The 25,242-nt window shown below is 69.8% G+C and carries 25 protein-coding genes, 3 tRNA genes, 1 other RNA gene and 1 pseudogene; 15 read left to right on the top strand and 15 right to left on the bottom strand.

Annotated features, from left to right (window positions below):
• The first annotated feature begins 107 nt into the window (after nt 1–107).
• Nucleotides 108–1,532, top strand: coding sequence for a type I glutamate--ammonia ligase (glnA, locus tag Q9S36_RS01550; RefSeq protein ID WP_311283680.1), 1,425 nt, complete (start codon nt 108–110; stop codon nt 1,530–1,532).
• Between the two features lie 57 nt (nt 1,533–1,589).
• Here glnA (Q9S36_RS01550) and Q9S36_RS01545 read toward each other — a convergent pair whose 3' ends face one another.
• The 7 genes from Q9S36_RS01545 to Q9S36_RS01515 form a co-directional block, all read right to left on the bottom strand.
• On the bottom strand, nt 1,590–1,913 hold the full coding sequence (locus Q9S36_RS01545) for a GntR family transcriptional regulator (RefSeq protein ID WP_311283679.1): 324 nt from the start codon (nt 1,911–1,913) through the stop codon (nt 1,590–1,592).
• Nucleotides 1,914–2,020: 107 nt separating this feature from the next.
• A complete protein-coding gene (gene glsA, locus Q9S36_RS01540) occupies nt 2,021–2,947 on the bottom strand; it encodes a glutaminase A (protein ID WP_311283678.1) in 927 nt (308 codons plus the stop codon).
• On the bottom strand, nt 2,944–3,210 hold the full coding sequence (locus tag Q9S36_RS01535; RefSeq protein WP_311283677.1) for a hypothetical protein: 267 nt from the start codon (nt 3,208–3,210) through the stop codon (nt 2,944–2,946). The genes glsA and Q9S36_RS01535 overlap by 4 nt, the downstream gene beginning before the upstream one ends.
• Before the next feature lie 48 nt (nt 3,211–3,258).
• A complete protein-coding gene (locus Q9S36_RS01530) occupies nt 3,259–4,167 on the bottom strand; it encodes a DUF808 domain-containing protein (protein ID WP_311283676.1) in 909 nt (302 codons plus the stop codon).
• A gap of 27 nt (nt 4,168–4,194) precedes the next feature.
• Nucleotides 4,195–7,176, bottom strand: a complete 2,982-nt coding sequence (locus Q9S36_RS01525) for a bifunctional [glutamine synthetase] adenylyltransferase/[glutamine synthetase]-adenylyl-L-tyrosine phosphorylase (RefSeq protein ID WP_311283675.1) — start codon at nt 7,174–7,176, stop codon at nt 4,195–4,197.
• Nucleotides 7,177–7,180: 4 nt separating this feature from the next.
• Nucleotides 7,181–8,518 carry a type I glutamate--ammonia ligase gene (gene glnA / locus Q9S36_RS01520; protein WP_064002148.1) on the bottom strand — a complete coding sequence of 446 codons (1,338 nt, stop codon included), beginning with the start codon at nt 8,516–8,518 and terminating at the stop codon, nt 7,181–7,183.
• Between the two features lie 78 nt (nt 8,519–8,596).
• Nucleotides 8,597–8,779 (bottom strand): SPOR domain-containing protein, encoded by a 183-nt coding sequence (locus Q9S36_RS01515; RefSeq protein WP_253034582.1) that lies wholly within the window; start codon nt 8,777–8,779, stop codon nt 8,597–8,599.
• A 92-nt stretch (nt 8,780–8,871) separates the two neighbouring features.
• Between Q9S36_RS01515 and ppgK the strand changes: the two genes are divergently transcribed.
• Entirely contained in the window at nt 8,872–9,693 is an 822-nt protein-coding gene (gene ppgK, locus Q9S36_RS01510; RefSeq protein ID WP_311283674.1) for a polyphosphate--glucose phosphotransferase, read from the top strand.
• A gap of 16 nt (nt 9,694–9,709) precedes the next feature.
• Here the strand turns inward: ppgK and rnpB are convergent.
• The 3 genes from rnpB to Q9S36_RS01495 form a co-directional block, all read right to left on the bottom strand.
• An RNA gene (gene rnpB / locus Q9S36_RS01505) (RNase P RNA component class A) lies at nt 9,710–10,070 on the bottom strand.
• Between the two features lie 31 nt (nt 10,071–10,101).
• Nucleotides 10,102–11,865 carry a bifunctional 3'-5' exonuclease/DNA polymerase gene (locus tag Q9S36_RS01500; protein WP_311284439.1) on the bottom strand — a complete coding sequence of 588 codons (1,764 nt, stop codon included), beginning with the start codon at nt 11,863–11,865 and terminating at the stop codon, nt 10,102–10,104.
• On the bottom strand, nt 11,823–12,554 hold the full coding sequence (locus Q9S36_RS01495; protein WP_217531803.1) for a zinc ribbon domain-containing protein: 732 nt from the start codon (nt 12,552–12,554) through the stop codon (nt 11,823–11,825). Before Q9S36_RS01495 ends, Q9S36_RS01500 begins: the two co-directional genes overlap by 43 nt.
• A 96-nt stretch (nt 12,555–12,650) precedes the next feature.
• Here Q9S36_RS01495 and Q9S36_RS01490 point away from each other — a divergent pair.
• The 8 genes and pseudogenes from Q9S36_RS01490 to Q9S36_RS01455 form a co-directional block, all read left to right on the top strand.
• Nucleotides 12,651–12,794: pseudogene (locus Q9S36_RS01490) on the top strand (amino acid permease C-terminal domain-containing protein); the annotation flags it as partial.
• A gap of 45 nt (nt 12,795–12,839) precedes the next feature.
• Nucleotides 12,840–12,912 (top strand) — tRNA-Val (locus Q9S36_RS01485).
• Between the two features lie 165 nt (nt 12,913–13,077).
• Nucleotides 13,078–15,804 (top strand): pyruvate dehydrogenase (acetyl-transferring), homodimeric type, encoded by a 2,727-nt coding sequence (gene aceE, locus Q9S36_RS01480; RefSeq protein WP_311283672.1) that lies wholly within the window; start codon nt 13,078–13,080, stop codon nt 15,802–15,804.
• Nucleotides 15,805–15,812: 8 nt separating this feature from the next.
• A complete protein-coding gene (locus Q9S36_RS01475) occupies nt 15,813–17,015 on the top strand; it encodes a helix-turn-helix domain-containing protein (protein WP_311283671.1) in 1,203 nt (400 codons plus the stop codon).
• Between the two features lie 85 nt (nt 17,016–17,100).
• Nucleotides 17,101–18,018, top strand: a complete 918-nt coding sequence (locus Q9S36_RS01470; RefSeq protein WP_311283670.1) for an ACP S-malonyltransferase — start codon at nt 17,101–17,103, stop codon at nt 18,016–18,018.
• On the top strand, nt 18,015–19,016 hold the full coding sequence (locus Q9S36_RS01465) for a beta-ketoacyl-ACP synthase III (RefSeq protein ID WP_311283669.1): 1,002 nt from the start codon (nt 18,015–18,017) through the stop codon (nt 19,014–19,016). Before Q9S36_RS01470 ends, Q9S36_RS01465 begins: the two co-directional genes overlap by 4 nt.
• Before the next feature lie 70 nt (nt 19,017–19,086).
• Nucleotides 19,087–19,335: an acyl carrier protein gene (locus tag Q9S36_RS01460; RefSeq protein WP_036308817.1), complete on the top strand. Its 249-nt coding sequence runs from the start codon at nt 19,087–19,089 to the stop codon at nt 19,333–19,335.
• A gap of 50 nt (nt 19,336–19,385) precedes the next feature.
• On the top strand, nt 19,386–20,624 hold the full coding sequence (locus tag Q9S36_RS01455) for a beta-ketoacyl-[acyl-carrier-protein] synthase II (protein WP_311283668.1): 1,239 nt from the start codon (nt 19,386–19,388) through the stop codon (nt 20,622–20,624).
• Between the two features lie 170 nt (nt 20,625–20,794).
• On the opposite strand, the gene Q9S36_RS01450 is transcribed toward Q9S36_RS01455, so the two are convergent.
• Nucleotides 20,795–21,298 (bottom strand): DUF3145 domain-containing protein, encoded by a 504-nt coding sequence (locus tag Q9S36_RS01450; protein WP_311283667.1) that lies wholly within the window; start codon nt 21,296–21,298, stop codon nt 20,795–20,797.
• A 200-nt stretch (nt 21,299–21,498) separates the two neighbouring features.
• On the opposite strand from Q9S36_RS01450, the gene Q9S36_RS01445 reads away from it, so the two are divergent.
• Together Q9S36_RS01445 and Q9S36_RS01440 are read left to right on the top strand one after the other, a co-directional pair.
• Complete coding sequence (locus Q9S36_RS01445) at nt 21,499–21,687, top strand: hypothetical protein (RefSeq protein WP_311283666.1); 189 nt, start codon at nt 21,499–21,501, stop codon at nt 21,685–21,687.
• A gap of 139 nt (nt 21,688–21,826) precedes the next feature.
• The gene (locus Q9S36_RS01440; RefSeq protein ID WP_311283665.1) at nt 21,827–22,105 is read left to right on the top strand and encodes a hypothetical protein; all 279 of its coding nucleotides are present in this window, start codon (nt 21,827–21,829) and stop codon (nt 22,103–22,105) included.
• Here Q9S36_RS01440 and Q9S36_RS01435 read toward each other — a convergent pair.
• Together Q9S36_RS01435 and Q9S36_RS01430 are read right to left on the bottom strand one after the other, a co-directional pair.
• Nucleotides 22,103–22,176: transfer RNA gene (locus Q9S36_RS01435), tRNA-Ile, on the bottom strand. The two genes, Q9S36_RS01440 and Q9S36_RS01435, sit on opposite strands and share 3 nt — an antisense overlap.
• Nucleotides 22,177–22,190: 14 nt before the next feature.
• Entirely contained in the window at nt 22,191–23,270 is a 1,080-nt protein-coding gene (locus tag Q9S36_RS01430) for a DMT family transporter (protein ID WP_311283664.1), read from the bottom strand.
• Between the two features lie 41 nt (nt 23,271–23,311).
• Between Q9S36_RS01430 and def the strand changes: the two genes are divergently transcribed.
• The 3 genes from def to Q9S36_RS01415 all read left to right on the top strand — a co-directional run bounded on the left by def (nt 23,312) and on the right by Q9S36_RS01415 (nt 24,649).
• Nucleotides 23,312–23,878: a peptide deformylase gene (def, locus tag Q9S36_RS01425; RefSeq protein WP_311283663.1), complete on the top strand. Its 567-nt coding sequence runs from the start codon at nt 23,312–23,314 to the stop codon at nt 23,876–23,878.
• Between the two features lie 14 nt (nt 23,879–23,892).
• On the top strand, nt 23,893–24,282 hold the full coding sequence (locus Q9S36_RS01420) for an ester cyclase (protein ID WP_311283662.1): 390 nt from the start codon (nt 23,893–23,895) through the stop codon (nt 24,280–24,282).
• Between the two features lie 100 nt (nt 24,283–24,382).
• Nucleotides 24,383–24,649 (top strand): hypothetical protein, encoded by a 267-nt coding sequence (locus Q9S36_RS01415; protein WP_311283661.1) that lies wholly within the window; start codon nt 24,383–24,385, stop codon nt 24,647–24,649.
• Between the two features lie 97 nt (nt 24,650–24,746).
• Here the strand turns inward: Q9S36_RS01415 and Q9S36_RS01410 are convergent, their stop codons facing one another.
• Nucleotides 24,747–24,983 carry a hypothetical protein gene (locus Q9S36_RS01410; protein ID WP_311283660.1) on the bottom strand — a complete coding sequence of 79 codons (237 nt, stop codon included), beginning with the start codon at nt 24,981–24,983 and terminating at the stop codon, nt 24,747–24,749.
• A 122-nt stretch (nt 24,984–25,105) separates the two neighbouring features.
• Nucleotides 25,106–25,181: transfer RNA gene (locus Q9S36_RS01405), tRNA-Asn, on the bottom strand.
• Between the last annotated feature and the right edge of the window lie 61 nt (nt 25,182–25,242).

Below are 25,242 nucleotides of genomic sequence, written 5' to 3'. Positions count from 1 at the left end.
TAACATCCCCGAAACATCGGGGACACTGCCGGGCAACTGCATCCCGGTAGGTTCGAGGGGCGCCTGATCCGACAGGCGACGACATCGCACCCGATCTTGGAGACTCCATGTTCAAAGATTCTTCCGAGGTGCTCGCGTTCATCAAGGACGAGGACGTCAAGTTCCTCGACATCCGTTTCACGGACCTCCCTGGTGTGCAGCAGCACTTCAACATCCCGGCCTCGACCGTTGACGAGGAGTTCTTCACGGTCGGCCAGCTCTTCGACGGCTCCTCGATCCGCGGCTTCGCGAACATCCACGAGTCGGACATGCAGCTGATCCCGGATGTCACCACCGCCTACCTGGACCCGTTCCGCGAGGCGAAGACGCTGATCATGGTCTTCGACATCTACAACCCGCGCACCGGCGAGATCTACGCCAAGGACCCGCGTCAGGTCGCCAAGAAGGCCGAGAAGTTCCTCGCGTCGACCGGCATCGCCGACACCGCGTTCTTCGCCCCCGAGGCCGAGTTCTACATCTTCGACGACGTCCGCTACGACGTGAAGCAGAACCAGAGCTTCTACTTCGTCGACTCCGAGGAAGGCGCCTGGAACACCGGTCGCGTCGAAGAGGGCGGCAACCTCGCCAACAAGACCCCGTACAAGGGCGGCTACTTCCCCGTCTCCCCCGTCGACAAGCAGGCCGACCTGCGCGACGACATCTCGCTCAAGCTCATCGAGGCGGGCCTCAAGCTCGAGCGCGCGCACCACGAGGTGGGCACCGGCGGCCAGGCGGAGATCAACTACCGCTTCGACACGATGGTCCACGCGGCGGACGACATCCTGAAGTTCAAGTACATCGTCAAGAACACCGCCGAGGAGTGGGGCAAGGTCGCGACCTTCATGCCCAAGCCGCTTTTCGGTGACAACGGTTCCGGCATGCACACCCACCAGTCGCTGTGGAACGGTGGCGAGCCGCTCTTCTACGACGAGAAGGGCTACGGCGGGCTCTCGGACATCGCCCGCTGGTACATCGGCGGCATCCTGGCCCACGCCCCGGCGGTCCTGGCCTTCACGAACCCGACCCTCAACAGCTACCACCGCCTGGTGAAGGGCTTCGAGGCGCCGGTCAACCTGGTGTACTCGGCAGGCAACCGCTCGGCCGCCATCCGCATCCCGATCACCGGTTCGAACCCCAAGGCCAAGCGCATCGAGTTCCGCGCGCCGGATGCCTCGGGCAACCCGTACCTCGCGTTCGCCGCGCAGCTGATGGCCGGCATCGACGGCATCATCAACCGCATCGAGCCGCACGAGCCCGTCGACAAGGACCTCTACGAGCTCCCGCCGGAGGAGGCCAAGAGCATCCCGCAGGTGCCGAACTCGCTGCTCGACTCGCTTGAGGCGCTCCGCGCGGACCACGAGTTCCTGACCCGGGGCAACGTCTTCACGCCCGAGCTGATCGAGACGTGGATCGAGTACAAGATCGAGAACGAGATCCAGCCGCTGGCCCAGCGCCCGCACCCCTTCGAGTACGAGCTGTACTTCGGGGTCTGATCTCCGGATCCTGAGAATGGCTCGTCGGCGTCAGCCGGCGGGCCATTCCGCTTCCTGTCAGCCCGTGGTGGTCGAGCGGGCGAGGGCACCGTCGACGAGCGCTCGCACCCGATCCGCGGGGACGTCGTTCTCGCGGGAGACCTGGACGAGTTGGGCGGCGAGCTCCTGCACTCGGCGCTCACCGGCATCCGTCGACCAGGCCACGACGGTGCCGTTGCGGCCGCGGGTTTCGATCGCCCCGATCGCTTCGAGCTCCTTGTAGGCGCGCGCCACCGTCCCGGGTGCCACGCCGAGGTCGGCAGCGAGGTGACGGACCGTCGGCAGGCGCGTGCCAGCGGGCAACTCCCCCGCCTGCATCTGCTCGAGGAGTTGCGCGCGCATCTGCACGAACGGTGGCTCCGGCGCTTCGGGGTCGATCCTGATCCGACTCGCTCCTGTTGCCATGTCGAAGACCCCCGAGTTCCCTTCGTCGGACTGACTTCAATGTATCAACACAGACCACCGAAGGCGTGCAGATCCAAGTCCGCGCTGATGATGTCTGCCGCTGCATGGCCGCGCACGCTCGTCCCACGCTCGTCGAGCGGCGGACTGATCGTCGCGGCACCCAGGACGCCGGGCGCCGCAAGGACCAGGGCACCGGACACGCTGGATTTCGCAGGGATGCCGACGCTCCGCATCCATCTGCCGGAACCGTCGTACACCCCGCACGTGGCCATGACGGATACGACGTCACGAGCGACCGCCGCGGAGACCACTCGCTCCCCCGTCAGCGGATTCCGGCCTCCGTGGGCGAGGGTCGCGCCCATGACAGCCAATGCCCGAGCGTCGACGAGCGTCGCACACGCACGCGCGTAGACGGCAACCGCGTCGTCGGCGGTCACCGTCAACGTGCCCTCCGAACGCATCAGATGCGCGAGTGCGTGATTGCGATCGCCGAGCAGGTGCTCATCCCGCGCGATCTCCTCGTCAACCTCGAGCGACCTGCCCGCGAAGGCAGAAAGCCCTCGCAGGATCCGCTCGTCACGCTCGGCGACATCATCGCCGTCGACGAGCGACGCTGTGAGGAGCGCACCGGCGTTGACCATGGGGTTGGGCGGGCGTCCCGTGCCGCTCTCGAGCTTGATCGCATCGAAGGCCTCGCCTGTCGGCTCGATCCCCACACGATCGAGCGCAGCGCCGTCCGAGTCGGCCAGAGCCAGCGCGAAGAGGAATGGTTTGACAGCCGACTGCAGGCTGAAGAGGACGCCGGCATCGTCGGATGCCGCGACCTCCCCATCCACGCTGACGAGCGCGACTGCTACCAGGTCGGCATCGGCAGACGCGAGCGCGGGGATGCTGCGATCCACCTCGCCTCCGGTGTGCTCGCGGACCTTCTCCACGAGGCCCGCGAGATCGTACGACGACAGGCCGGTCAAAGGCCGGGGAGGTTGATGTCCTTCGGGTCGACCTCGACCTCACCAACGTCGTCGGGTCCCCCGGTGCCCGGTGCGACCTGGACCTGATCCTCATCGATGTCGCCCGCCACCTCATCGGAGACGTGCTCGTCCTGCTTCTGCTGCGTCTCGGTCTCGCTGCCGGGGCTGTACGCGGTGTCGTGATCGATCTGGTCGTCCTGCGAGTGGGCGGTGTCGGTCGCCTCGGTGGGCTCGACCGGAGCGGAGTTCTGATCGTTGGTCATGACTGGACGGTACGGCCCCGCACGGCAGCCGCCGGACCCCTTGACAGGTCAGTGAACGGAGGCGGACGAACTGCCGCGGTGCTCCTTGTGGCCTCCGCGGAGCCGGCCGACGAGCATGATCACCCCGACAAACACGAGGCCGAGGACGAGGCCGGCGATCGCGGAGACCAGCGTCTCGCCGACCCAGACCACGACCGGACCGGCAGCCTCGAGCAGGTGCTCGACGTCGTGCAGGAGGTCGGTCGTCCAGTGCCACCCGACCTTGCCCACGTTCTCCAGGACGAGGTGTCCACCGACCCACAGCATCGCCACCGTCCCCAGGATGCTGATCCCGCGGAACACCGCGGGCATGGACCGCACGATGCGGGCGCCGTTGTGGCGGACGCGCCTGACCGGGCTCTTCGCCATCCGCAGACCGATGTCGTCGATCTTCACGAGCAGGGCGACGGCCCCGTAGACGAGCAGCGTCATCATGAATCCGATGACGGCCAGGATGGCGAGGGTCTGCCAGATCCCGAGCCCTTCCTCCAGGCTGTCCAGCGAGATGAGCATGATCTCGCTCGAAAGGATGAGGTCGGTGCGGACGGCGCCCAGCACGAGCTTCTTCTCGTCGCGCTCCGCTTCCTCCTCCGCGTGGAGGTGGAACCCGAACCACTCGAGGACCTTCTCCGCACCCTCGAAGCAGAGGAAGGCGCCGCCCAGGATCAGGAGGTAGGGCAGCACCCACGGCGCGAAAGCGGTCAGTACGAGGGCGATCGGGATGATGATCAGGAACTTGTTGATCAACGAGCCGAGGGCGATCCTGCCGACGATCGGCAGTTCGCGGGCCGGGGTTACACCCTGCACGTACTGCGGGGTCACCGCGGCGTCGTCGATGACGACACCCGCGGTCTTGGACGACGCCTTCAGGGCGGCGCTCAGGATGTCGTCGACGACGGCCAGCAGTCCAACAGACATGGGGGAAGCCTTTCGGTGGGTCGGCGCTCAGCCGTAGAAGAGATTCTCGAAGGTGCGGCGGGCTCGCCGCGCGGTCCGCAGCCAATCTTCCTCCACCTGCGTGGCCGAGCGCGGTTCATACTCCAGGAGGCGGCCGATCCCGTCGAGTTTGCCACGGTCGCTCGGCAACACGTCGCTCGTCTGACCGGACAGGAGCGTGTTCGCCGAACGGAGGCGACTCGCGAGCCACCAGGCGGACGAGAGCCGCTCGGCTGCGGCATCCGGGATCAATCCGGCGCCCTGCGCTGCCGCGAGTGCCTGTGTCGTGGACGTCGTGCGAAGACCCTCGACCTGCGCGGCGTGCTGCAACTGCAGCAGCTGCACGAGCCACTCGACGTCGCTGAGGCCGCCGGGGCCGAGCTTCAGATGACGCGACCGGTCGGCCCCCTGCGGCAGCCGCTCGCTCTCGACGCGCGCCTTGATGCGTTTGATCTCGCGCAGGCCCTGCGGGTCGGGATCGAGCGGATAACGGACCTCGTCCGCCAACGCCATGAACCGCGCGATCAGCTTGACGCTGCCGGCGACGCCCCTCGCCCGCAGCAGGGCCTGAGCCTCCCACGACAGGGACCAGCGCCGGTAGTACTCGGCGTAGGCGTCGATCGAGCGCGCCATGGGCCCGTTCCGGCCCTCGGGCCGCAGCCCCGCGTCGAGGTCGAACGGCGCGCGATGGTCCTCGGAATGCGTGCGCAGACCCTGCACGATCTTCAGCGCGAGATCGTGGGCGCGCTGAGGCGGCACACCGTTGGGGTCGTAGACGAACATGACGTCGGCATCCGACCCGAAGCCCAGCTCGGCGCCGCCGAAGCGCCCCATCGCGATCACCGCGAAATCGAGCGAATCGTCCTCGGGGGGCACGACCTCCCGCCAGACGGCCCGCAGCGTCGCCTGGATCGTCACCTCGCTGATGGACGTGAGACCGTCGGCGAGCTCGGCCATCGTCAACTCGCCGAGCAGGCCGCCGAGGGCGAGACGCAGCAGTTCCCGGCGTCGCAACGCACGGACCGACCGCATCGCGTCGCCGATCGACTCGTGACGGGCCTGGATGGCGCGGGCCTCCTGCTGCAGGGCGAACCCGGACCTCGGGCGCAGCTGTTCGGACGAGTCCAGCCACGCGACCGCCTCGGGGATCCACTCCATGAGGTCGGCGGCGTAGCGGGAGCCGGAGAGCACGTGGGTGAGCCGTTCGGCCGCGCCCGACGAGTCCCGGAGCATGCGGAGGAACCACGGCGTGTCGCCGAGGCGTTCGCTGATGCGGCGGAACGAGATCATCCCGTAGTCGGGGTCGACGCCGTCGGCGAACCACCGGATCATCACCGGCATGAGGTGCCGTTGGATGGTGGCCTTGCGGCTGAGTCCGCTCGTCAGTGCGCCGATGTGGCGGAGCGTGCCGGCGGGATCGCGGAAGCCGATGGCCGCGAGACGATCGTGCGCCTGCGTGGACGACAGCGCCCCCTGCTCCTCGGCCGGGAGAGCAGCCACGGCCGACAGCAGCGGCCGGTAGAACAGACGGATGTGGATCTCGCGCACCTGCTGCTTGATCCGCTCCCAGACCGCACCGATGCCCGCCGCGTCGGTGGCGAGGCCCGTGGCGCGCGCCAGGACGCGCAGCTCGTCGTCCGTGGTCGGCATGAGGTGCGTGCGCTGCAGCCGGCGCAGCTGCAGTCGGTGCTCCATGACCCGGAGGGTGCGGTAATGCTGGCCGAAGGCCGCGGCATCCGTCCGTCCGATGTACCCCTCCCCGACGAGCGCGACGAGGGCCCCGAGCGTGCTCTGCTGCCGGATCCCCTCGTCGGCGAGACCGTGGACCAGTTGCAGCAGCTGCACCGTGAACTCGATGTCGCGGATCCCGCCCGGCCCGAGCTTCAACTGCCGCGCGACCTCGTCGGCGGGGATGTGATCCGTCACGCGTTCGCGCATCCGCTGCACGCTGTCGACGAAGTTCTCGCGCGCGCTGCTCGTCCACACCTGCGGCTGCACGGCCGCGCAGTATTCCTCCCCCAGCGCCAGGTCGCCCGCGAGCGGGCGCGCCTTGAGCAGCGCCTGGAACTCCCAGCTCTTCGCCCACCGGGCGTAATAGGACAGGTGCGAGTCGAGGGTCCGCACGAGCGCACCCTGCTTGCCCTCGGGTCGTAGGTTGGGGTCGACCTCCCACAGCGGCGGTTCGATCTCGACGTCCGAGATGCCGCGCATCGTGAGGGTGGCGAGACGCGTCGCGATGTCGATTGCGCGCCCCTCCGCCAGGTCGGCGCCGTCGGCGACCCCGGCGACGAAGATCACGTCGACATCGCTCACGTAGTTCAGTTCGCGGGCCCCGGTCTTGCCCATCCCGATGACGGCCAGCCGCGTCGCCGCGACCTGCTCGCGCGGGAACATCGCGAGCGCCGCACGCGTCCGCGCCGCGCACAGCGAGGCGTCGAGGGCGGCACCGGCGGCGTCGGCGAGAGCGGCCGCCACCTCGGGCAGGACGTCGGTCGCGTCGGTCGCGGCGAGATCGTACGCCGCGATGAGGGCGACGAGCCGCCGGTAGCGGACGCGCAGGGCGACCCACGCGGATTCATCGGATGCCGCCGCGAAACCGTCGGCATCCGCTCCGATCGCCTCGAGCAGCCCCTCCCGCATCGCCTGCGGCGAGGGGAGCATGCGACCGGCCCCGACGAGGTGGGTGAGCTCCTCGGGGTGGCGGAGGAAGAAGTCCGCGAACCCCGACGAGGCACCGAGCAGCGACCACAGCACCGCGCCCGCGTCGTCCATGGCGGTGCGCAGGGCGGCGGCATCGCGCCGACCGATCCGTACGCAGGACTGCACCGCCCCGTCGGGGTCGGCCGCGCGCCGGGCACCCTCGACGAGTTCGTCACGATCCACACCCGTGAGGGAGCTCAGCTCGTCGAGGGCGTCGGAGGATGTCTCGAGGTCGGAGAAGCCCGCACGGGCCAGATCGGTGAGTGCTGCGCGTCGCTCGGTGGAGGCCATCGCCTCAGAGCATCTCGAGGTTCTTCTGCAGCTCGAACGGGGTGACCTGCGACCGGTACTCCTGCCACTCGCGGCGCTTGTTCAGCAGCACGTAGTTGAACACCTGCTCGCCGAGGGTCTCGGCGACGAGCTCGGACTCCTCCATGTACTCCAGGGCGTGGTCGAGGCTCGAGGGAAGCGGACCGTAGCCGAGGGCCCGGCGTTCGGCATCCGTCAACGACCACACGTTGTCCTCGGCCTCGGGCGGGAGCTCGTACTCCTCCTCGATGCCCTTGAGGCCGGCGGCGAGCATGAGCGCGTACGCGAGGTACGGGTTGGCGGCGGAGTCGAGGGCGCGGTACTCGACGCGCGTCGACTGGCCCTTGTTGGGCTTGTACATCGGCACCCTCACGAGGGCGGAGCGGTTGTTGTGGCCCCAGCAGATGAAGCTCGGCGCCTCGTCCCCGCCCCAGAGGCGTTTGTAGGAGTTCACGAACTGGTTCGTGACGGCCGAGATCTCGTTCGCGTGACGCAGGAGGCCGGCGATGAACTGGCGGCCGGTCTTGGAGAGCTGGTACTGCGCGCCCTCCTCGTAGAACGCGTTCATGTCGCCCTCGAACAGGGACATGTGCGTGTGCATGCCGCTGCCCGGCTTGCCGCTGAGGGGCTTCGGCATGAACGTCGCGTAGACGCCCTGCTCGATCGCCACCTCCTTCACGACGGTGCGGAACGTCATGATATTGTCGGCCGTCGCCAGCGCGTCGGCGTACCGGAGGTCGATCTCGTTCTGACCCGGCCCACCCTCGTGGTGGCTGAACTCGACGGAGATGCCGAGGTCCTCGAGCATCCGCACCGAGCGGCGGCGGAAGTCGTGCGCCGTGCCGCCGGGGACGTTGTCGAAGTAGCCCGCCGAGTCGACGGGCTCGGGTCCCTCGGGACCGAAGGACGACGACTTGAGCAGGTAGAACTCGATCTCGGGGTGCGTGTAGAAGGTGAAGCCGGCGTCCCCCGCCTTGGCGAGGGCGCGCTTGAGCACGTTGCGCGGATCGGCGACCGCGGGCTGCCCGTCGGGGGTCGTGATGTCGCAGAACATGCGCGCCGTCGGGTCGATCTCGCCGCGCCAGGGCAGGGTCTGGAACGTGGAGGGGTCCGGGTGGGCCAGCAAGTCGGACTCGTAGGAACGGGTCAGACCTTCGATCGCGGACCCGTCGAAGCCGAGTCCCTCCGCGAAGGCGCCCTCCACCTCGGCGGGGGCTATCGCGACCGACTTGAGGGTTCCGGTCACATCGGTGAACCACAACCGGATGAACTTGACCCCCCGTTCCTCGATCGTCCTCAGAACGAAGTCACGCTGCTTGTCCATCGCATCCTTCCCGGTGCCGAGCCGACTGCAAGACTATCGGTCCGCCACGGCGCCGCACTCACGCGACGCGGGCGCGCCTCAGTCGTCTTCGGCCGCGTCCTCCGCCGCCCACGCGCGGGAGCGTTCGCGCATGATCTCGGGAGCGCGCGCCGCCTCTTCGGCGGTGTCGAACGGGCCGGCCCGATCGACCGACGGCACCTCGTACCCCTGCTGCACCTCGCCCGTCTTCAGGTTGTACCAGTACTTGTCGGCGTCGCTCATGGGGTCCTCCTCGGCCTCGTGTGCTTCATCCTACGAAGGCGGCGCCCGGCATCCTACGATTCCCGTCGCGCGGTCGCAGTAGGCTCGGAGGCATGACTGGGACCGCCACCACCGCCGTCGGCATCGACATCGGAGGGACGGGCATCAAGGGTGCCCTCGTCGACCTCTCGCAAGGAACGCTCCTCACCGACCGGATCAAGGTCCCGACGCCCAAGGGCGCCGAACCCGACGACGTGCTCACGGCCGTGCGCGAGGTGCTCGAGAAGCTCGAGGTCACCGACGCCGACGTCCCCCTGGGCGTCGCGTTCCCGGCGATCGTGAAGAACGGGCGCACCCTGTCCGCCGCGAACGTCGCCGACACGTGGATCGACTTCGAGGCCGAGGCGTTCTTCGAGAAGGGACTCGGCCGCCAGATCCACTTCGCCAACGACGCGGACGTCGCCGGCGTCGCCGAGATGCGCTACGGCGCCGCGAAGGACCGCAACGGCCTCGTCCTGCTGACGACCCTCGGCACCGGCATCGGCACCGCGATGATCTACAAGGGCGTCCTCGTTCCGAACACGGAGCTGGGCCACCTGCACCGCCCCGGTCACAAGAAGGACTTCGAGCACTTCGCCGCCTACTCGGCGATGGAGCGCGAGGAACTCGAATGGGATGCCTGGGCCGGCCGTCTGCAGCAGTACTACGGCCACCTCGAGTTCCTGTTCACGCCCGACCTGTTCGTCGTCGGCGGCGGCGTCTCGAAGCACGCCGACAAGTTCCTGCCGCTGCTCGATCTGAAGACCGAGATCGTCCCCGCTGTGCACCGCAACAACGCGGGCATCATCGGCGCGGCGGCGCTCGCTCTCGCGGGCGAGCGTGAGGACATGCCGGCCGAGCAGGGCAGCGACCTGGCGGACACCACCGCGCGCTGACGCGTCGTCCGGGGGGCGAATGGGCCGGCCTGTACGCCGGGTTCTGTCCGGGGGTCGAAACCCCGTGGACGGTCATCTCTCTCGGCGACACGTTGCCGTGCCGCTCCAGCGGTCTACCCGGGGACTCAGCGGGCCGCGTCGGCATCCCCTGTCTGACCTTGCTCCGGGCGAGGTTTACCGTGCGGGTCGTGTCACCACGACCCCGGTGGTCTCTTACACCACCCTTTCACCCTTACCCCGGTCGGAACCGGGGCGGTCTGCTCTCTGTGGCACTGTCTCGCGGATCACTCCGGGTGGGTGTTACCCACCGCCCTGCCCTGTGGAGCCCGGACGTTCCTCGGTGCGCTCTCGCGCCACGCGACCGTCCAGCCGACCCATTCGCGTGGTCAAGTCTATCCGGCCGGCCGGTCACTCCTTCGCGGCGTCGACCCGCACCTGCAGGTCGAGGCGGAAGTCCAACGGGATGTCGCCGAAGAGCAGGCGCGTGGCCGCGTCGGCCGCGAGCGACACCGCCTCGGCCGCGAGCGCCGCGTGCGCGGCGGGCGTGTGGACGATGACCTCGTCGTGCAGGAAGAAGGCCAGGTGCGCCTGCCGTGCGTGGAGCGGACCCGACCGCGGCGCGGAATCCGCTTCGTCGACGAGCGGCAGTGCCGCGAGGCGCGCACGCAGGTCGCCCAGCCACGCGAGGGCCCATTCCGCCGCCGTCCCCTGCACGACGAAGTTGCGCGTGAAGCGCCCACGGTCGCGCGCGGCGCGGCGGGCGCGCGTCCTGTCCGCCTCGGTCGCCTCGGGGTCCCCCGCGCTCCCCTGCAGCGCTCGCCAGCCCGGCGACGGCGGCGGGCTGCTGCGCCCGAGCCACGTCGAGACGACCCCGCCCTCCTCGCCGACTCGCGCGGCGTCGTCGACGAGCCCCATGGCGCGCGGGTAGGCGCGGCGGAGGGCCGGCACGAGTCGCCCGCTGTCCCCCGTCGTCGCGCCGTACATCGCGCCGAGCAGCGCGAACTTCGCCTCGGACCGGGTGCTCACGACGCCGCGCGAGACGATGCCCTCGTACAGGTCGGTGTCCCGCGCGCTCTCGGCCAGGGCGGCATCCCGCGACATCGCGGCGAGCACCCGCGGTTCGAGCTGCGCCACGTCGGCGACCACGAGCGACCACCCGGGGTCGGCCCGCACCGCGGGGCGCAGCTGACGCGGCATCTGGAGTGCACCTCCCCCGGACGACGCCCACCGTCCCGTGACCACGCCGCCCGGCACGTACACCGGGCGGAACCGGCCGTCGGGTGCCCACTCGTCGCGCCAGGCCCACCCGTTCGCGGTGAACAGCCGCATGAGGCGCTTGTACTCGAGCAGCGGCGCGATCACCGGATGGTCGTACTCGCGCAGCTCCCACTTGCTGGTCGACGCCGCCGCGACCCCCACGCGGTGCAGCGCGCGCAGGAGCTTCGGCTGCGAGTCGAGGCTGACACCGGGGTCGCCGAGGAGCGCACGGATCTCGGCGCCGAGCGCCTCGATGCGCCCGGGCAGGCGTCCGGCGGGTTCCCGGGGCCCCAGCATCCCGGTCAGGATCCCGTCGTGCACCTCCGCGTCCCAGGGCACGCCCGCCGCGTGCATCTCGGTCGCGACGAGGGCACCGACCGATTCCGCCGCCACCAGCAGGCGCAGCCCCGCCGCGCTTGCGGCGATCACCTCGCGCTGACGTTCGAACTCCGCCAGGGCCGAGTCCAGGTCGCGGGGCACCTCGCGCGTGCCCGGATCGATGTCGAAGAGCGCGCTCGGGCCGTCATCGACGACGGATGCCGCGGCATCCCACTCCGTCGCAGAGCGCAGGCGGTCCGCTGCCACCGCACGCGCGCTGTCGCGCAGGATCGCGTGCGCGAGGCGCAGGTCGTGACACCGCGCGACGCGGACGCCTCCCGCGAGGAGGGCCGGGTACCAGGCGGTCGTGTCGCTCCACACCCAGCGGGTGGTGCCCTCCGTGCGCCGCACCCTATCGGCGAAGTCGCGCCTGTCGAGGCGGGTCGTGTCGCCGCGTGATCCGTCGGCGGCGACGGGGACGAGGGCGACACCGTCGCCGATGGCCCCCACCACGATCCAGGGGACGGCGTCCCCGGCGGAGGCGCCCGGGACGGTCAGAGCCCGGAGTCCTCGCCGCGGACGAGGATGCAGCCGCACTCGGGACACGTGACGACGTCGTCCTCGGCCGCCGCGCGGACGGTGTTCAGGTCGGTCCCCGACAGCACCATGCGGCACCCGCCGCAGGTGCGGTGCTGCAGGAGACCGGCGCCGACGCCCCGCGCCGCGAGGCGGTCGTACATCGCGACCAGGTCGGCCGGCAGGCTCGCCGCGATCGCGGCGCGGTCACGCGTGGCGGCCTCGTGGCGGGCGGTCGCGTCGGCCACGACCTCCTTGGCCTCGGCGCTCAGGCGGGCACCCTCCTCATTGACCGAGGCGATGAGCGCCTCCTGGGCCGCGACCGCGGCCTCCGCCTCCTCGAGGCGCTCCATGACCTCGAGCTCGGCGTCCTCGAGGTCGGACTTGCGCTTGGCGAGCGAGGCGATCTCGTGCTCGAGCCCCTGCGCGTCCTTCGCGCTCGACGTCGACGCGAGCCGCTCGTTGTCGCGGGCGGTCCGGGCGTCGACGACGGCGACGTCGGACTGGATGCGGGCGAGCTCCGCCTTCGCGTCGTCACGGGCACCGAGTCGACGGGTGAGCTCGGCCGAGTGCGTCGCGCGCTCGGCGAGCAGCTCCTTCACGCGGGCGGCCTGCGCGGGGTTGCGGCGAGCGTGATCCGCCTGCTGCGCGGCGAGGTCCGCGTCGGCGAGATCGAGGAGGCGGCGCTGGTCGGCGAAGCTGGCTTTCACGCCCTCCAACCTACCCTCGGCCGACGGACCGCCGGGGCGTCGGCTACGAGCGGGATGCCGCGACGCGCGAGCATGTCGTGCCCCGGGTGGGACCACCTGACGCTGAACCTCACGGTCGAGACCTGGCTGCGCTTCCTCATCTGGCTCGCGCTCGGCTTCGTCATCTACTTCGCGTACTCGCGCCGGCACTCGCGACTGGCGAAGGGCGGCGACCTGTCCACCGCGCCCACCGCGCGGTGATGATGCCCCGGGCCTGCGGCTCCCACCCGTAGACTCGGTCCGTCAGGGCCTTTAGCTCAGCTGGTAGAGCGCCACGTTTACACCGTGGATGTCGTCGGTTCGATCCCGGCAGGGCCCACTCCCGGCATCCGCCCTCCGCTGTCTCATCTCGCCGTCTCGAACGGCGAACGCCGCCGGGCGCAATGGGTAGGCTGAGGACAAGCGAGTTGTGCGCGGCGAACAAGCGCGCCCTCGCTCGTACCCTCCTTCCTGGCACGATCTGCCAGGCGACGAAAGGCCTCTTGTGACTGTCAACGATCAGGATCCGTACTCGCAGGGCCCGCAGGACAGCGACCCGGAAGAGACGTCGGAGTGGCAGGAATCCCTGCGCCAGCTCGTCGACGCCCGGGGCGCCGGCCGCGGCCGCGAGATCATGCTGAGCCTGCTGCAGAGCTCGCGCGAGCTGCACCTGAATGTCCCGCAGGTCCCCACCACGGACTACATCAACACGATCCCGGCAGACAGCGAGCCCGAGTTCCCCGGTGACGAAGAGATCGAGCGTCGCTACCGCCGCTGGATCCGCTGGAACGCCGCGTTGACGGTGCACCGCGCTCAGCGTCCCGGCATCGGCGTCGGCGGTCACATCTCGACCTACGCCTCGTCGGCGGCCCTCTACGAAGTCGGTTTCAACCACTTCTTCCGCGGCCCCGACCACTCCAGCGGCGGCGACCAGGTCTTCTTCCAGGGCCACGCCTCCCCCGGTATGTACGCCCGCTCCTTCCTCGAGGGCGGACTCACGAGCCAGCAGCTCGACGGCTTCCGCCAGGAGGCATCCGCTGCCCCCCACGGTCTGCCGTCGTACCCGCACCCGCGCCTCATGCCGGACTATTGGCAGTTCCCGACCGTGTCGATGGGTCTCGGTCCGATCAACGCCATCTACCAGGCGATGACGAACAAGTACCTCACCAACCGCGGGATCAAGGACCTCTCCGACTCGCACGTCTGGGCCTTCCTCGGCGACGGCGAGATGGACGAGGTCGAGAGCCGCGGTCAGCTGCAGGTCGCGGCGAACGAAGGCCTCGACAACCTCACCTTCGTCGTCAACTGCAACCTGCAGCGACTCGACGGCCCGGTGCGCGGCAACGGCAAGATCGTGCAGGAGCTCGAAAGCTTCTTCCGCGGCGCCGGCTGGAACGTCATCAAGGTCGTCTGGGGCCGCGAGTGGGACGACCTGCTCTCCCGCGACATCGACGGCGCGCTGCTGAACCTCATGAACAGCACCCCCGACGGTGACTTCCAGACGTACAAGGCCGAGAACGGCGCGTACGTCCGCGAGCACTTCTTCGGCCGCGACGAGCGCGCCGCCGCCCTCGTCAAGGACTACTCCGACGAGCAGATCTGGAACCTCAAGCGCGGTGGGCACGACTACCGCAAGGTCTTCGCGGCGTACAAGGCCGCCGTCGAGCACAAGGGCCAGCCCACCGTCATCCTCGCCAAGACGGTCAAGGGATACGGCCTCGGTCCGCACTTCGAGGGGCGCAACGCGACGCACCAGATGAAGAAGATGACCCTCGACGACCTGAAGCTCTTCCGCGACCAGATGCACATCCCGCTGACGGACGCGCAGTTGGAGGAGAACCCGTACGAGCCGCCGTACTACCACCCGGGTGAGGGCGACGAGACCATCGAGTACATGGTCGAGCGCCGTCGCGCGCTGGGCGGCACGCTCCCGCAGCGTCGCAGCACGCACACCGCGATCAGCCTTCCCGACGACAGCGTCTACGCGCTGCCGAAGAAGGGCTCGGGCACGCAGGAGGTCGCCACCACGATGGCGTTCGTCCGCCTGCTCAAGGACCTGCTGCGCACGAAGGACTTCGGCCACCGCATCGTGCCGATCATCCCCGACGAGGCGCGCACGTTCGGTATGGACGCCTACTTCCCGACCGCGAAGATCTACAACCCGAACGGACAGAACTACACGTCCGTCGACCGCGAGCTGCTCCTGGCCTACAAGGAGAGCCCGCAGGGCCAGATCATGCACGTCGGCATCAACGAGGCCGGCGCCGTCGCCGCCTTCACGGGTGTCGGCACCTCCTACGCGACGCACGGCGAACCGCTCATCCCGGTCTACGTCTTCTACTCGATGTTCGGCTTCCAGCGCACGGGCGACGCCCAGTGGGCGGCAGGCGACCAGATGGCGCGCGGCTTCATCATCGGCGCCACCGCCGGACGGACCACGCTGACCGGTGAAGGCCTGCAGCACGCCGACGGCCACTCGCACCTGCTCGCCTCGACCAACCCGGCGACGGTCTCCTACGACCCGGCCTACGGCTACGAGATCGCGCACATCGTGCAGTCGGGTCTCGAGCGCATGTACGGCGGGGAGCACGAGGACCCGAACGTCATGTACTACATCACGGTCTACAACGAGCCGATCGTCCAGCCGAAGGAGCCGGAGGATGTCGACGTCGACGGCATCATCCGCGGCATCCACCGCGTCGCGACCGGGTCGGGTGAGGGCCACCGTGCCCAGATCCTCGCCTCGGGCGTGGGTCTGCCGTGGGCGCTCGAGGCGCAGGAGCTGCTGCAGAAGGACTGGGGTGTGAGCGCCGACGTCTGGTCGGTCACCAGCTGGACCGAACTGCGTCGTGACGGTCTGGCGGCGGACGAGCACAACTTCCTGCACCCGACCGAAGAGCCCAAGACGGCCTACGTCACCGAGAAGCTGAGCGACTCCGAGGGGCCGATCGTCGCCGTCAGCGACTTCATGCACGCCGTGCAGGACCAGATCCGCCAGTGGATCCCCCGCCGGTACGCGACGCTCGGTGCCGACGGCTTCGGCTTCTCGGACACGCGCGCCGCGGCCCGTCGCCAGTTCAAGATCGACGGCCCGTCGATCGTCGTGCGCACGCTGCAGGCCCTGGCCGAGGACGGCGTCGTCGACCGCGGCCTGTCGGCTCAGGCGATCGAGAAGTACCGTCTGCACGATGTCAACGCCGGCACCTCCGGCAACGCGGGCGGCGAAGCCTGACCCGCGCGATGACCGAACGGCCGACCGCCCAGGAGAAGGCGGAGACACTGGCGTGGCTCCGTCGCATCTCGGGTGATCTCGCGAGCACCACACTGCGCAGGCTCGAAGAGTCCCTGCCGTGGTACGCCGAGATGCCCCCCGGGCGGCGGTCGGCGGTCGGTCTCGTCGCGCAGTCGGGGATCTCGTCGTTCGTCGACTGGTACGACGACCCGAACTCGACGCCGTGGATCGCAGCGGACGTCTTCGCGTCCGCTCCCCGCGAGCTGCTGCGGAGCATCAGCCTGACCCAGACGCTCCAGCTGATCCGCGTGACGGTGGAGACGACCGAGGAGCGCGTCGCGGGGCGCGGCAACGGGCTGCGCGAGAGCATCCTGCTGTACTCGCGCGAGGTCGCCTTCGCCGCTGCGGACGTGTACGCCCGCGCGGCCGAGGCGCGCGGACTGTGGGATGCCCGCCTCGAGGCGCTCGTCGTCGACTCGATCCTGACGGGCGAGGCCGACGAGGAGCTGCCGAGCCGCATCGCGGCGCTCGGCTGGCACGGTCACGGCGAGGTCGCCGTCCTGGTGGGGACGACACCGCCTCAGCTGGACGTCGACCAGGTGCGTCGGACGGCCCGCAAGCTCGGCGTCGACGTCCTCATCGGCGTGCAGGGTTCGCGCCTGGTGCTCGTCATCGGGCGGGCCGACCAGACGGGCCGGGAGGATGCCGAGGAGCTCCCGTTCACCGAGATCGCGACGCGTCTCGAGCCGGGGTTCGGGAGCGGTCATCTCGTGTTGGGCCCGACGGCGCCCGCCCTGTTGGATGCCGGCATCAGCGCGCGTGCCGCGCTCGCCGGCTTCGCGGTGGCGAAGTCCTGGCGTCACGCGCCGCGGCCGGTCGACGCCGACGACCTGCTGCCCGAACGCGCCCTCGCCGGTGACCCCCTCGCGAAGGCTGCCCTCATCGACAAGATCTACCGACCGCTGCAGGCGCACTCGACGGACCTCGTCACGACCCTGTGGAGCTACCTCGACAACGGCCGCTCGCTCGAAGCGACGGCCCGCGAGCTCTTCGTCCACCCCAACACGGTGCGGTACCGCCTGAAGCGGGTGTCGGACGTGATCGGGTGGGATGCCACCGGTCCCCGTGAGGCGCTCATCCTCCAGACGGCGCTGATCCTCGGCTCGATCGGCGCCGAGGTGACCCGCCGACGCCCGGCGCGCCGCGGCTGATCCTGTACGACACAGACAAACGATCCGCACTTTGTTGTGCGCCGACCGACAGCACGTCCGACCCGAACTTGCAAGGATGGAAACCGTGATCATCGCCGTCTTCCCGGGCCAGGGTTCGCAGACCCCCGGGTTCCTCACCCCGTGGCTCGACACCGAAGGCACCCGCGAGCTGCTCGAGCAGTACTCCGCGTTCGCCGAGGTCGACCTCGTCGCCGCCGGAACCGAGTGGGATGCCGACCGCATCCGCGACACCAAGGTCGCCCAGCCCCTCATCGTCGCCGCGAGCCTGCTCTCCTGGCGCGCGCTCGTCGCCGCCGGTCACCGCCCGGACGGCGTCGCCGGCCACTCCGTGGGCGAAATCGCGGCGCTCGTCGCCGCCGGCGTCCTCACCGAGGAGGACGGTATGCGCCTGGTGGGCATCCGCGGCCGCGCGATGGCCGAGGCCGCCGCGCTCGAGGAGACCGGCATGAGCGCCGTCGTCGGAGGAGACGAGGCCACGGTGCTCGGCCGCCTCGAGGAGCTCGACCTCACCCCCGCCAACTACAACGGCGGCGGTCAGATCGTCGCCGCCGGCGCGCTGCCCGCCCTCGCGGAGCTCGCCGCCGAGGCGCCGCGCGGCAGCCGCGTCATCCCGCTGCAGGTCGCCGGAGCGTTCCACACGCGGTACATGGCGCCGGCCGTCGAGACGCTGCGGTCGGCTGCGGCCGACGTCTCGGCATCCGACCCCTCTCTCACGCTCTGGAGCAACCGCGACGGCGGCACCGTCACCGACGGCCGCGCCGCACTGGATCTGCTCGTCGCGCAGGTCGCGAACCCCGTCCGCTGGGACCTGTGCATGGCTTCGTTCGCCGACAACGGCGTGACCGGGATCATCGAGCTCGCACCGGCGGGCACGCTCGTCGGACTCGCCAAGCGCGGGCTGCGCGGCGTACCGTCTGTTGCGGTGAAGACGCCCGAGGACCTCGCCGCCGCGAACGCCCTCCTGACCGGAGAGAACGCATGACCCCCCAGCTGATCCAGCCGACCGGCGCCGCCCACACCCGCATCTACTCCTACGGTGCGGCGCGCGGTCAGAACGCCGTCCCGAACGAGGACCTGATCGAACCGATCGACTCCAGCGACGAGTGGATCCGTCAGCGCACCGGGATCATCACCCGCGTGAGGGCAGATGCCGACACCTCGGCGATCGATCTCGCCGCCGACGCCGCCGCCGAGGCGATCGAACGCTCCGGCATCCCGGCCGACAAGATCGACGCCGTCATCGTCGCGACGATCTCGAACCCGAAGCAGACGCCGTCGGTCTCGGCGATCGTCGCCGACCGCGTGGGCGCGAACCCGGCGGCCGCCTACGATCTCAATGCCGCCTGCGCCGGCTTCGCCTACGGGGTCGCCCAGGCCGATGCCCTCATCCGCGCCGGCGCCGCCCACTACGCGGTCGTCATCGGTACCGAGAAGCTCAGCGACGTCGTGGACCCCACCGACCGCTCCATCTCGTTCCTCCTGGGCGACGGCGCGGGCGCGGTCGTCGTCGGACCGAGTGAGACTCCGGGCATCGGTCCGACCGTCTGGGGCTCGGACGGCTCGAAGGCGGATGCCGTGGGCATGAACCACACGCTGACCGAGTTCCGCGACGGCCTCGCCCCCTGGCCCACCCTCCGTCAGGAGGGCCCGACGGTGTTCCGCTGGGCCGTCTGGGAGATGGTCAAGGTCGCACGGCAGGCCATCGAAGCCGCCGGGATCACCCCCGACGACCTGGCCGCCTTCGTGCCGCACCAGGCCAACATGCGCATCATCGACGAGTTCGCCAAACAGCTGAAGCTGCCCGAGTCCGTCGTGATCGGTCGAGACATCGAGACGACGGGCAACACCTCCGCGGCATCCATTCCGCTGGCGACGCACCGTCTGCTCGAAGAGCACCCCGAACTCAGCGGCGGCCTCGCCCTGCAGATCGGATTCGGAGCCGGACTCGTGTTCGGCGCCCAGGTCGTCGTCCTCCCGTGACGACGGCACTCCCCCACCTAAACTGACTACCGGCCCGGCTGGGCCCGATTCCCACAGAAGGAGAAATCCCATGGCATTCACCAACGACGAGGTCCTCGCCGGCCTGGCCGAGCTCATCACCGACGAGACCGGAATCTCGTCCGACGAGGTCGCCCTCGAGAAGTCGTTCACCGACGACCTCGACATCGACTCGATCTCGATGATGACGATCGTCGTCAACGCCGAGGAGAAGTTCGGCGTCACCATCCCCGACGACGAGGTCAAGAACCTCAAGACCGTCGGCGACGCCGTCACCTACATCTCGTCCAACCAGGCCTGATCCGCGCGTCCGGTGGGGGTTCGCCCCCACCGGAGCAGCACGAGGGAACCATGAGCAACAAGCGAATCTTCGTCACCGGCATCGGTGCGACCTCCCCCATCGGCGGAACCGCCGGCGAGAGCTGGGACGCCCTCCTCGCCGGAGAGTCCGGCGCGCGCACCCTCGAGCACGAGTGGGTCGAGCAGTACCAGCTGCCCGTCACGTTCGCCGCCGAGGCGAAGGTGCGCCCCGACACGGTGCTGGAACGCCCCGTCGCCAAGCGGCTCGACCCGTCGTCGCAGCTCGCGATGGTCGCCGCCAAGGAGGCCTGGGAGGACGCGGGTTCGCCCGAGGTCGACCCTGAGCGCCTCGGCGTCGAGTTCGCCACGGGCATCGGCGGCGTGTGGACGCTCCTCGATGCCTGGGACACCCTGCGCGAGAAGGGGCCGCGTCGCGTCATGCCGATGACGGTGCCCATGCTCATGCCCAACGCGGCGGCGGGCAACCTGTCGCTGCACTTCGGTGCCCGCGCCTACGCCCGCACCTTCGCGAGCGCCTGCGCGTCGAGCACCGAGTCGATCGTCAACGCCCTCGAGCACATGCGCGCGGGCCTCGCCGACGTCGTGATCGCCGGCGGTACCGAATCGGCGATCCACCCCATCACGATCGCGTCGTTCGCCTCGATGCAGGCGCTCTCGCGGCGCAACGACTCGCCCGAGACGGCATCCCGTCCCGGCAGCATCGACCGCGACGGCTTCATCATGGGCGAGGGTGCGGCCGTGCTGATCCTCGAGACCGAGGAGCACGCCAAGGCGCGCGGCGCCAAGATCTACGCCGAGCTCGTCGGCGGCGGCGTCACGGCGGATTCGTACCACATCACCGCCAACGACCCCGAGGGCACCGGCGCCGCGCGCGCCGTCCGTCTCGCCCTGGAGATGGCGGATGCCGCGCCGGACGACGTGACCCACGTCAACGCGCACGCGACCTCCACCCCGGTCGGCGACCCGAACGAATACGTCGCACTGAAGTCCGTCTTCGGCGACCGTGTCGAGGAGATGCCGGTCTCGGCCACGAAGGCCTCCACGGGCCACCTGCTGGGCGGTACGGGCGCCCTCGAGGCGATGTTCACGGTGCTCGCTCTGCGCGAGCGTGTCGCTCCCCCGACGATCAACATCACGGAGCCGGACCCGGCCGTGCCGTTCCGCCTGTCCGGCGACGCGGTGCCGCTCGGCGACGGTGACCAGCTGGCCATCAGCAACTCGTTCGGCTTCGGCGGTCACAACGCCGTCGTCGCGTTCCGCTCGGTCTGATCCGACACACGACAGACGCCCCCGGGAAGCCACCGGGGGCGTCTGTCGTCCTATCCAGGCGGGGCCGAGGCCGCCCCGGTCTCCGGGAAGCCGTCCGAAGCCGGTCGAAGCTCTCCTGCCCCGCCTGAAAACCTGTCCGATCGTGGAGTGTCCGCTCGGGACGGGTCGTCTCAGCCGACCTTGTGCAGCCAGACGACCGGCGCGTCGTCGCTGGCGTGACGGAACGGCTCGAGCTCGTCGTCCCAGGCGACGCCGAGCGCGACGTCGAGCTCTCGCTGGAGCTCGGTGATGTCGCCACCCGCGATCTCCATGGCGTACCGGAGGCGGTCCTCGCCGATGACGACGTTGCCGGCCGAGTCCGTCTGGGCGTAGTGGATGCCGAGGCTCGGCGTGTGCAGCCACCGGCCGCCGTCGCTGCGCGGCGTCGGGTCCTCGCTCACCTCGTAACGCAGGTGCTCCCACCCGCGCATAGCGGTCGCCAGGGCGGCGCCGGTCCCGGCGGGTCCCTCCCAGTAGAACTCCGCACGTCGGCTGCCGTCGAGGACGGGCTGGTCCGCCCACTCGAAGTTGACGGCGTGCCCGAGGGCACGCCCGGCCGCCCACTCGAGGTGGGGGCACAGCGCGCGTGGCGCGGAGTGGATGAAGATCACTCCGCGCGCCTGAGGTGTGGCCATCGATCTCTCCGTTTCGTTCAGGTACGTCTTCCCCTACGACCTGATGGAGAGTGCTGGCCGGCTATCCGGTTGTGCCGCCATTATCGCCTACGTCGACACCGAATCACAACCGTGTAACACTCACGGCTCCGGTCATCCGTCAACCCCGTAGGACGCTGCCCTGTGCAGAGGCATAGTGGCCGCTCGACGGAAGGAAGATCATGAGCGAGAACACCCCTCACCACCGTGACACCGACGACGCCCACGCCGACGACGCGCTGCCGACCGACGCCGCGAGCGACGAGGTCAAGGCCGACGCGGCCCGAGCCGGCGACGAAGTGTCGGGCGGCGAGGTGTCGGACGACGAGGACAACCCTTTCCCCCAGGGACCGTCGATCACGCATCCCTGATGGGGCGAGGATCCGCGGTCGTCGGCCGCGCATTCGCCCTCGTGTTCCTCGGCGTCCAGCGGGTGCGGCATCCACGCCCGATCCATCCCCGCGGATTGTGTACGGCACGCTCGTCCCGTACGAAAGCGATCAGGGCCGCGTGATGGTGCGTGCGCGCTCGCTCGGGCCGCGTCTGCCCGCGCGGCTGTCCGAGCTGCACCGCACGCTGCGTCGGACGGCGTGGTGGGTGGAGCTCTCGCATGCGACACCCGCGGAGCCGTGGCATCCGTTCGCCCTGGTCGACCTGCGGGCGGCCGACAGTCCGGACGTGATGAGGGCGGATGCCGGTCGCCGCCTCATCCCCGGCGCGCGGATGCCCGCGTGGTTCGAGGCGCTGCGTCAGCCGTCCTACGGCGCCGTGCAACGCGGTGATCGGTAGGGCGGGTGGGACTTGAACCCACGATCGTCGGGTTATGAGCCCGCTGCCTTGACCAGCTTGGCCACCGCCCCCTGTGAGGACGAGCCTATCGTTTCGGTCGTTCCTCGTCCTTGACGGGCGGATCCGGCCAGACCTTCGCGACGGTCTCGGTGATCCGGATCGATCCCGTCGTGGGCTTCTTGCCGTCGGTGAACTCGGTGCTGCCGCGGGAGATCGGGATCTCCTGGCTGTCGCTGATCACCTGCGGGTGGTACCGAGCGAGCTGGAAGACGCCGACGATCGCGAGCGCGCCCGCCACGCTGAACCCGATGTACGCCCAGAACGGGGCACCGCTCGCCTCGTCGAGGACGGCGAGGCCGATGACGATCGCGACGATCGGGTCGATCACCGTGAGTCCGGCGATGACGAGGTCCGGCGGGCCCGACGAGTACGCCGTCTGGACGAAGTAGGCGCCCATCGCCGTTCCGGCGAGCAGCGCGACGATGCACAGGACCGTCAGCCACTCGAAGTCGCCGTTGGCGATGCGGTTGAGGACGACCTTCGCGAGGGTCGCGACGAAGCCATAGACGATGCCGGCCGCGACGATGTAGAACAGGGCCCGCATCCGCTTGCGGAGGGTCACCCACAGGACGCCCAGCACGACGACGACGCCGAGGAGGATCCAGAGGACCGTCAGCAGCTGCGGGTCGCTGATCGGGCGCTCGGTCGCGTACAGCGCGGCGACCGTCACGAAGATGAAGATGCCGCCGACGCACAGGGCGATCGAGGTGATCGAGCGTCGCGTCGGCTTGTGTCCGCTGACCCGCGCGTTGAGCAGCGTGGTGATGACGAGCGAGATCGCGCCGATCGGCTGTACGAGGATCAGCGGCGCGAAGGACAGCGCCGCGAGCTGGCAGAGGATCGCGAGGCCCAGCATGACGGTCCCGAGGACCCACGACGGACGGCGCAGCAACCGCAGGAGCTGACCGCCGGTCAGGCCGGAGACACCCGCCTGCGCGGTGAGCTGCTCGACCTTCTGCACGCCGCGGTGCTGATACTGCGCACCGAACGACATGAACACCGCGCCGATGATCGCGAGCGGGATGCCGATGAGAATCGCCGGGTTCCCGAAGACGCCGACGAGCTCGTCGGTCAGGTCGTCGATCGGCGTCCCGGGGAGAATCACGCCTCGACGATACCGGGCGCGAGCCTCGTTAGGCTTCTGACGTGGCCGTACTTCCGATTCGCATCATGGGCGATCCCGTCCTCCATTCCGTCGCCGCTTTCGTCGACGAGGTGACCGACGACATCCGCACGCTCGTCGCCGACATGTTCGAGACGATGGACACGGCACCGGGTGTCGGCCTCGCCGCCCCGCAGGTCGGCGTCGGGCTCCGTATCTACACGTACTCGTATCAGGACGACGACGGGCAGCCGTGGCGGGGTGTCCTCATCAACCCGGAACTCTGGATGACGCCACCCGAGCCCGGCTCCCCCGACCCCGACGACGAGTCCGAGGGGTGCCTGTCCTTCCCGGGCGAGCGGTTCCCTCTGCGCCGGGCCGACTCGGTCCTGGTGACGGGCACGGACCTCGACGGGGCTCCGGTCGAGATCCGCGTCGAGGGGTGGCGCGCACGCATCATGCAGCACGAGTTCGACCACCTCAACGGCATCCTCTACATCGACCGCCTGTCGGACTCCGACTGGAAGACCACCCAGAAGATCGCTCGCAAGCGCGGCTGGGGCAAGCCCGGACAGAGCTGGATGCCGGGCGTCGACGACCTCGACGCCTGAACGACCGTCCCGCCATGGAGCCGTGGGAGCTGCACGGGTGGTTCGACGACTTCGTCGACACCTGCAACCGGCACGATCTGGCGGCGATCCGGGATCTTCTCGATCCGGGTGTCCGGCGCGCCCACCTCCCCGCAGGAGCGGACGCCTGGATCGATGACCTGGCCGATCTGTTCCACGGCTTCCCGGACTGGCGGTGGAAGACGATCCAGGTGGTCGCCGAGGATGATCGGATCGCCGCGCACCTGCGCGCCGGCGGAACGCACGCAGGGGTGTGGCGCGGCATCCCGCCGACGCGTCGGCACGTGAACGTCGCCGAGTTCCTGTTCCTGCGCATCACGGCGGGACGCGTGGTCGCCGTGACCGGATCGGGCGACGAGGCCGTACAGGCCCACCTCACCGACTGACACCGATGTCCGCCGCTCTGCGTACGATCGCGGAGTCGGCCGGAGAGAGGGATGCCGGTTGGGTGCGAACAGGCGGTACGCGGCGAGCGTCGATGCGCGGATGGACGACCGCATCCTGCAGCGGGTCGCGTCGCGCGGCATCCTGCAGTCCCTCACGAACGAGGAGCTGGAGCTCGACCGCAGGCCCGTGACGACCGATCCGCGCCCTGCCCGGGTGCAGGCGTGGGTGCGCTTCGGCGCCGAGCCGGTGCTCGTCGATGCGGATCTGTGCATGTGGACCGACCGGGCCGCGGCGATCCGATTCCGGGTCGGCGATCAGGAGCGCCGGTGCTGGGTGTGGTCGGGCGCTGTGCTCCGCGACGGGTGAGGTCGGGCCCGGCGTGAGCGCCGCGCTCGACTATGCTGCCGGCGCCACGACGCTGTCCGCTCTCGAACGGCGCGACGTCAGCGTCCTGCGCTGAGGGTCAGCGCCGGCGCGGGCGCGACTGCCGGCGGAACCGGGCTTCGCGCGACGCGACCTGGACGCCGAGCCCGGTGATGCCCGCGACGAGCGCACCGAAGAGGGCGAAGAAGGCGACGTCCTGGCCGCCGCCGTACTGGAACGCGGCCCAGACCAGAAGGAGGACGGAGGCGGCGAGGACGATCACGCCCGCGCGCTCGCCCCAGCTCCACACCTTCCAGCCTCCGACGACGGCGTTCACGGCTCCAGGATGAGGCCGCTGTGGGCCCCGCGTAAGGAAATTTCTCGGAAGTGCGGACGCCGCGCCCCGGCATCCGTGCCGCGAAAGCGAAAACCCCCGGCGGGACCGGGGGTTTCGTTCAATGGCTCCCCGGCTTGGACTCGAACCAAGAACCTATCGGTTAACAGCCGATTGCTCTGCCAATTGAGCTACCGAGGATCAGTCACCCGCCACCGGGCAACCACACAATCGTAGCAAAGCCCGAGGGGTGCTCGTGACA

Source organism: Microbacterium sp. ARD31 (genome assembly GCF_031844425.1).
The sequence above is the reverse complement of the archived record's forward strand: the minus strand, read 5'-3'. Positions and strand labels throughout refer to the sequence as shown.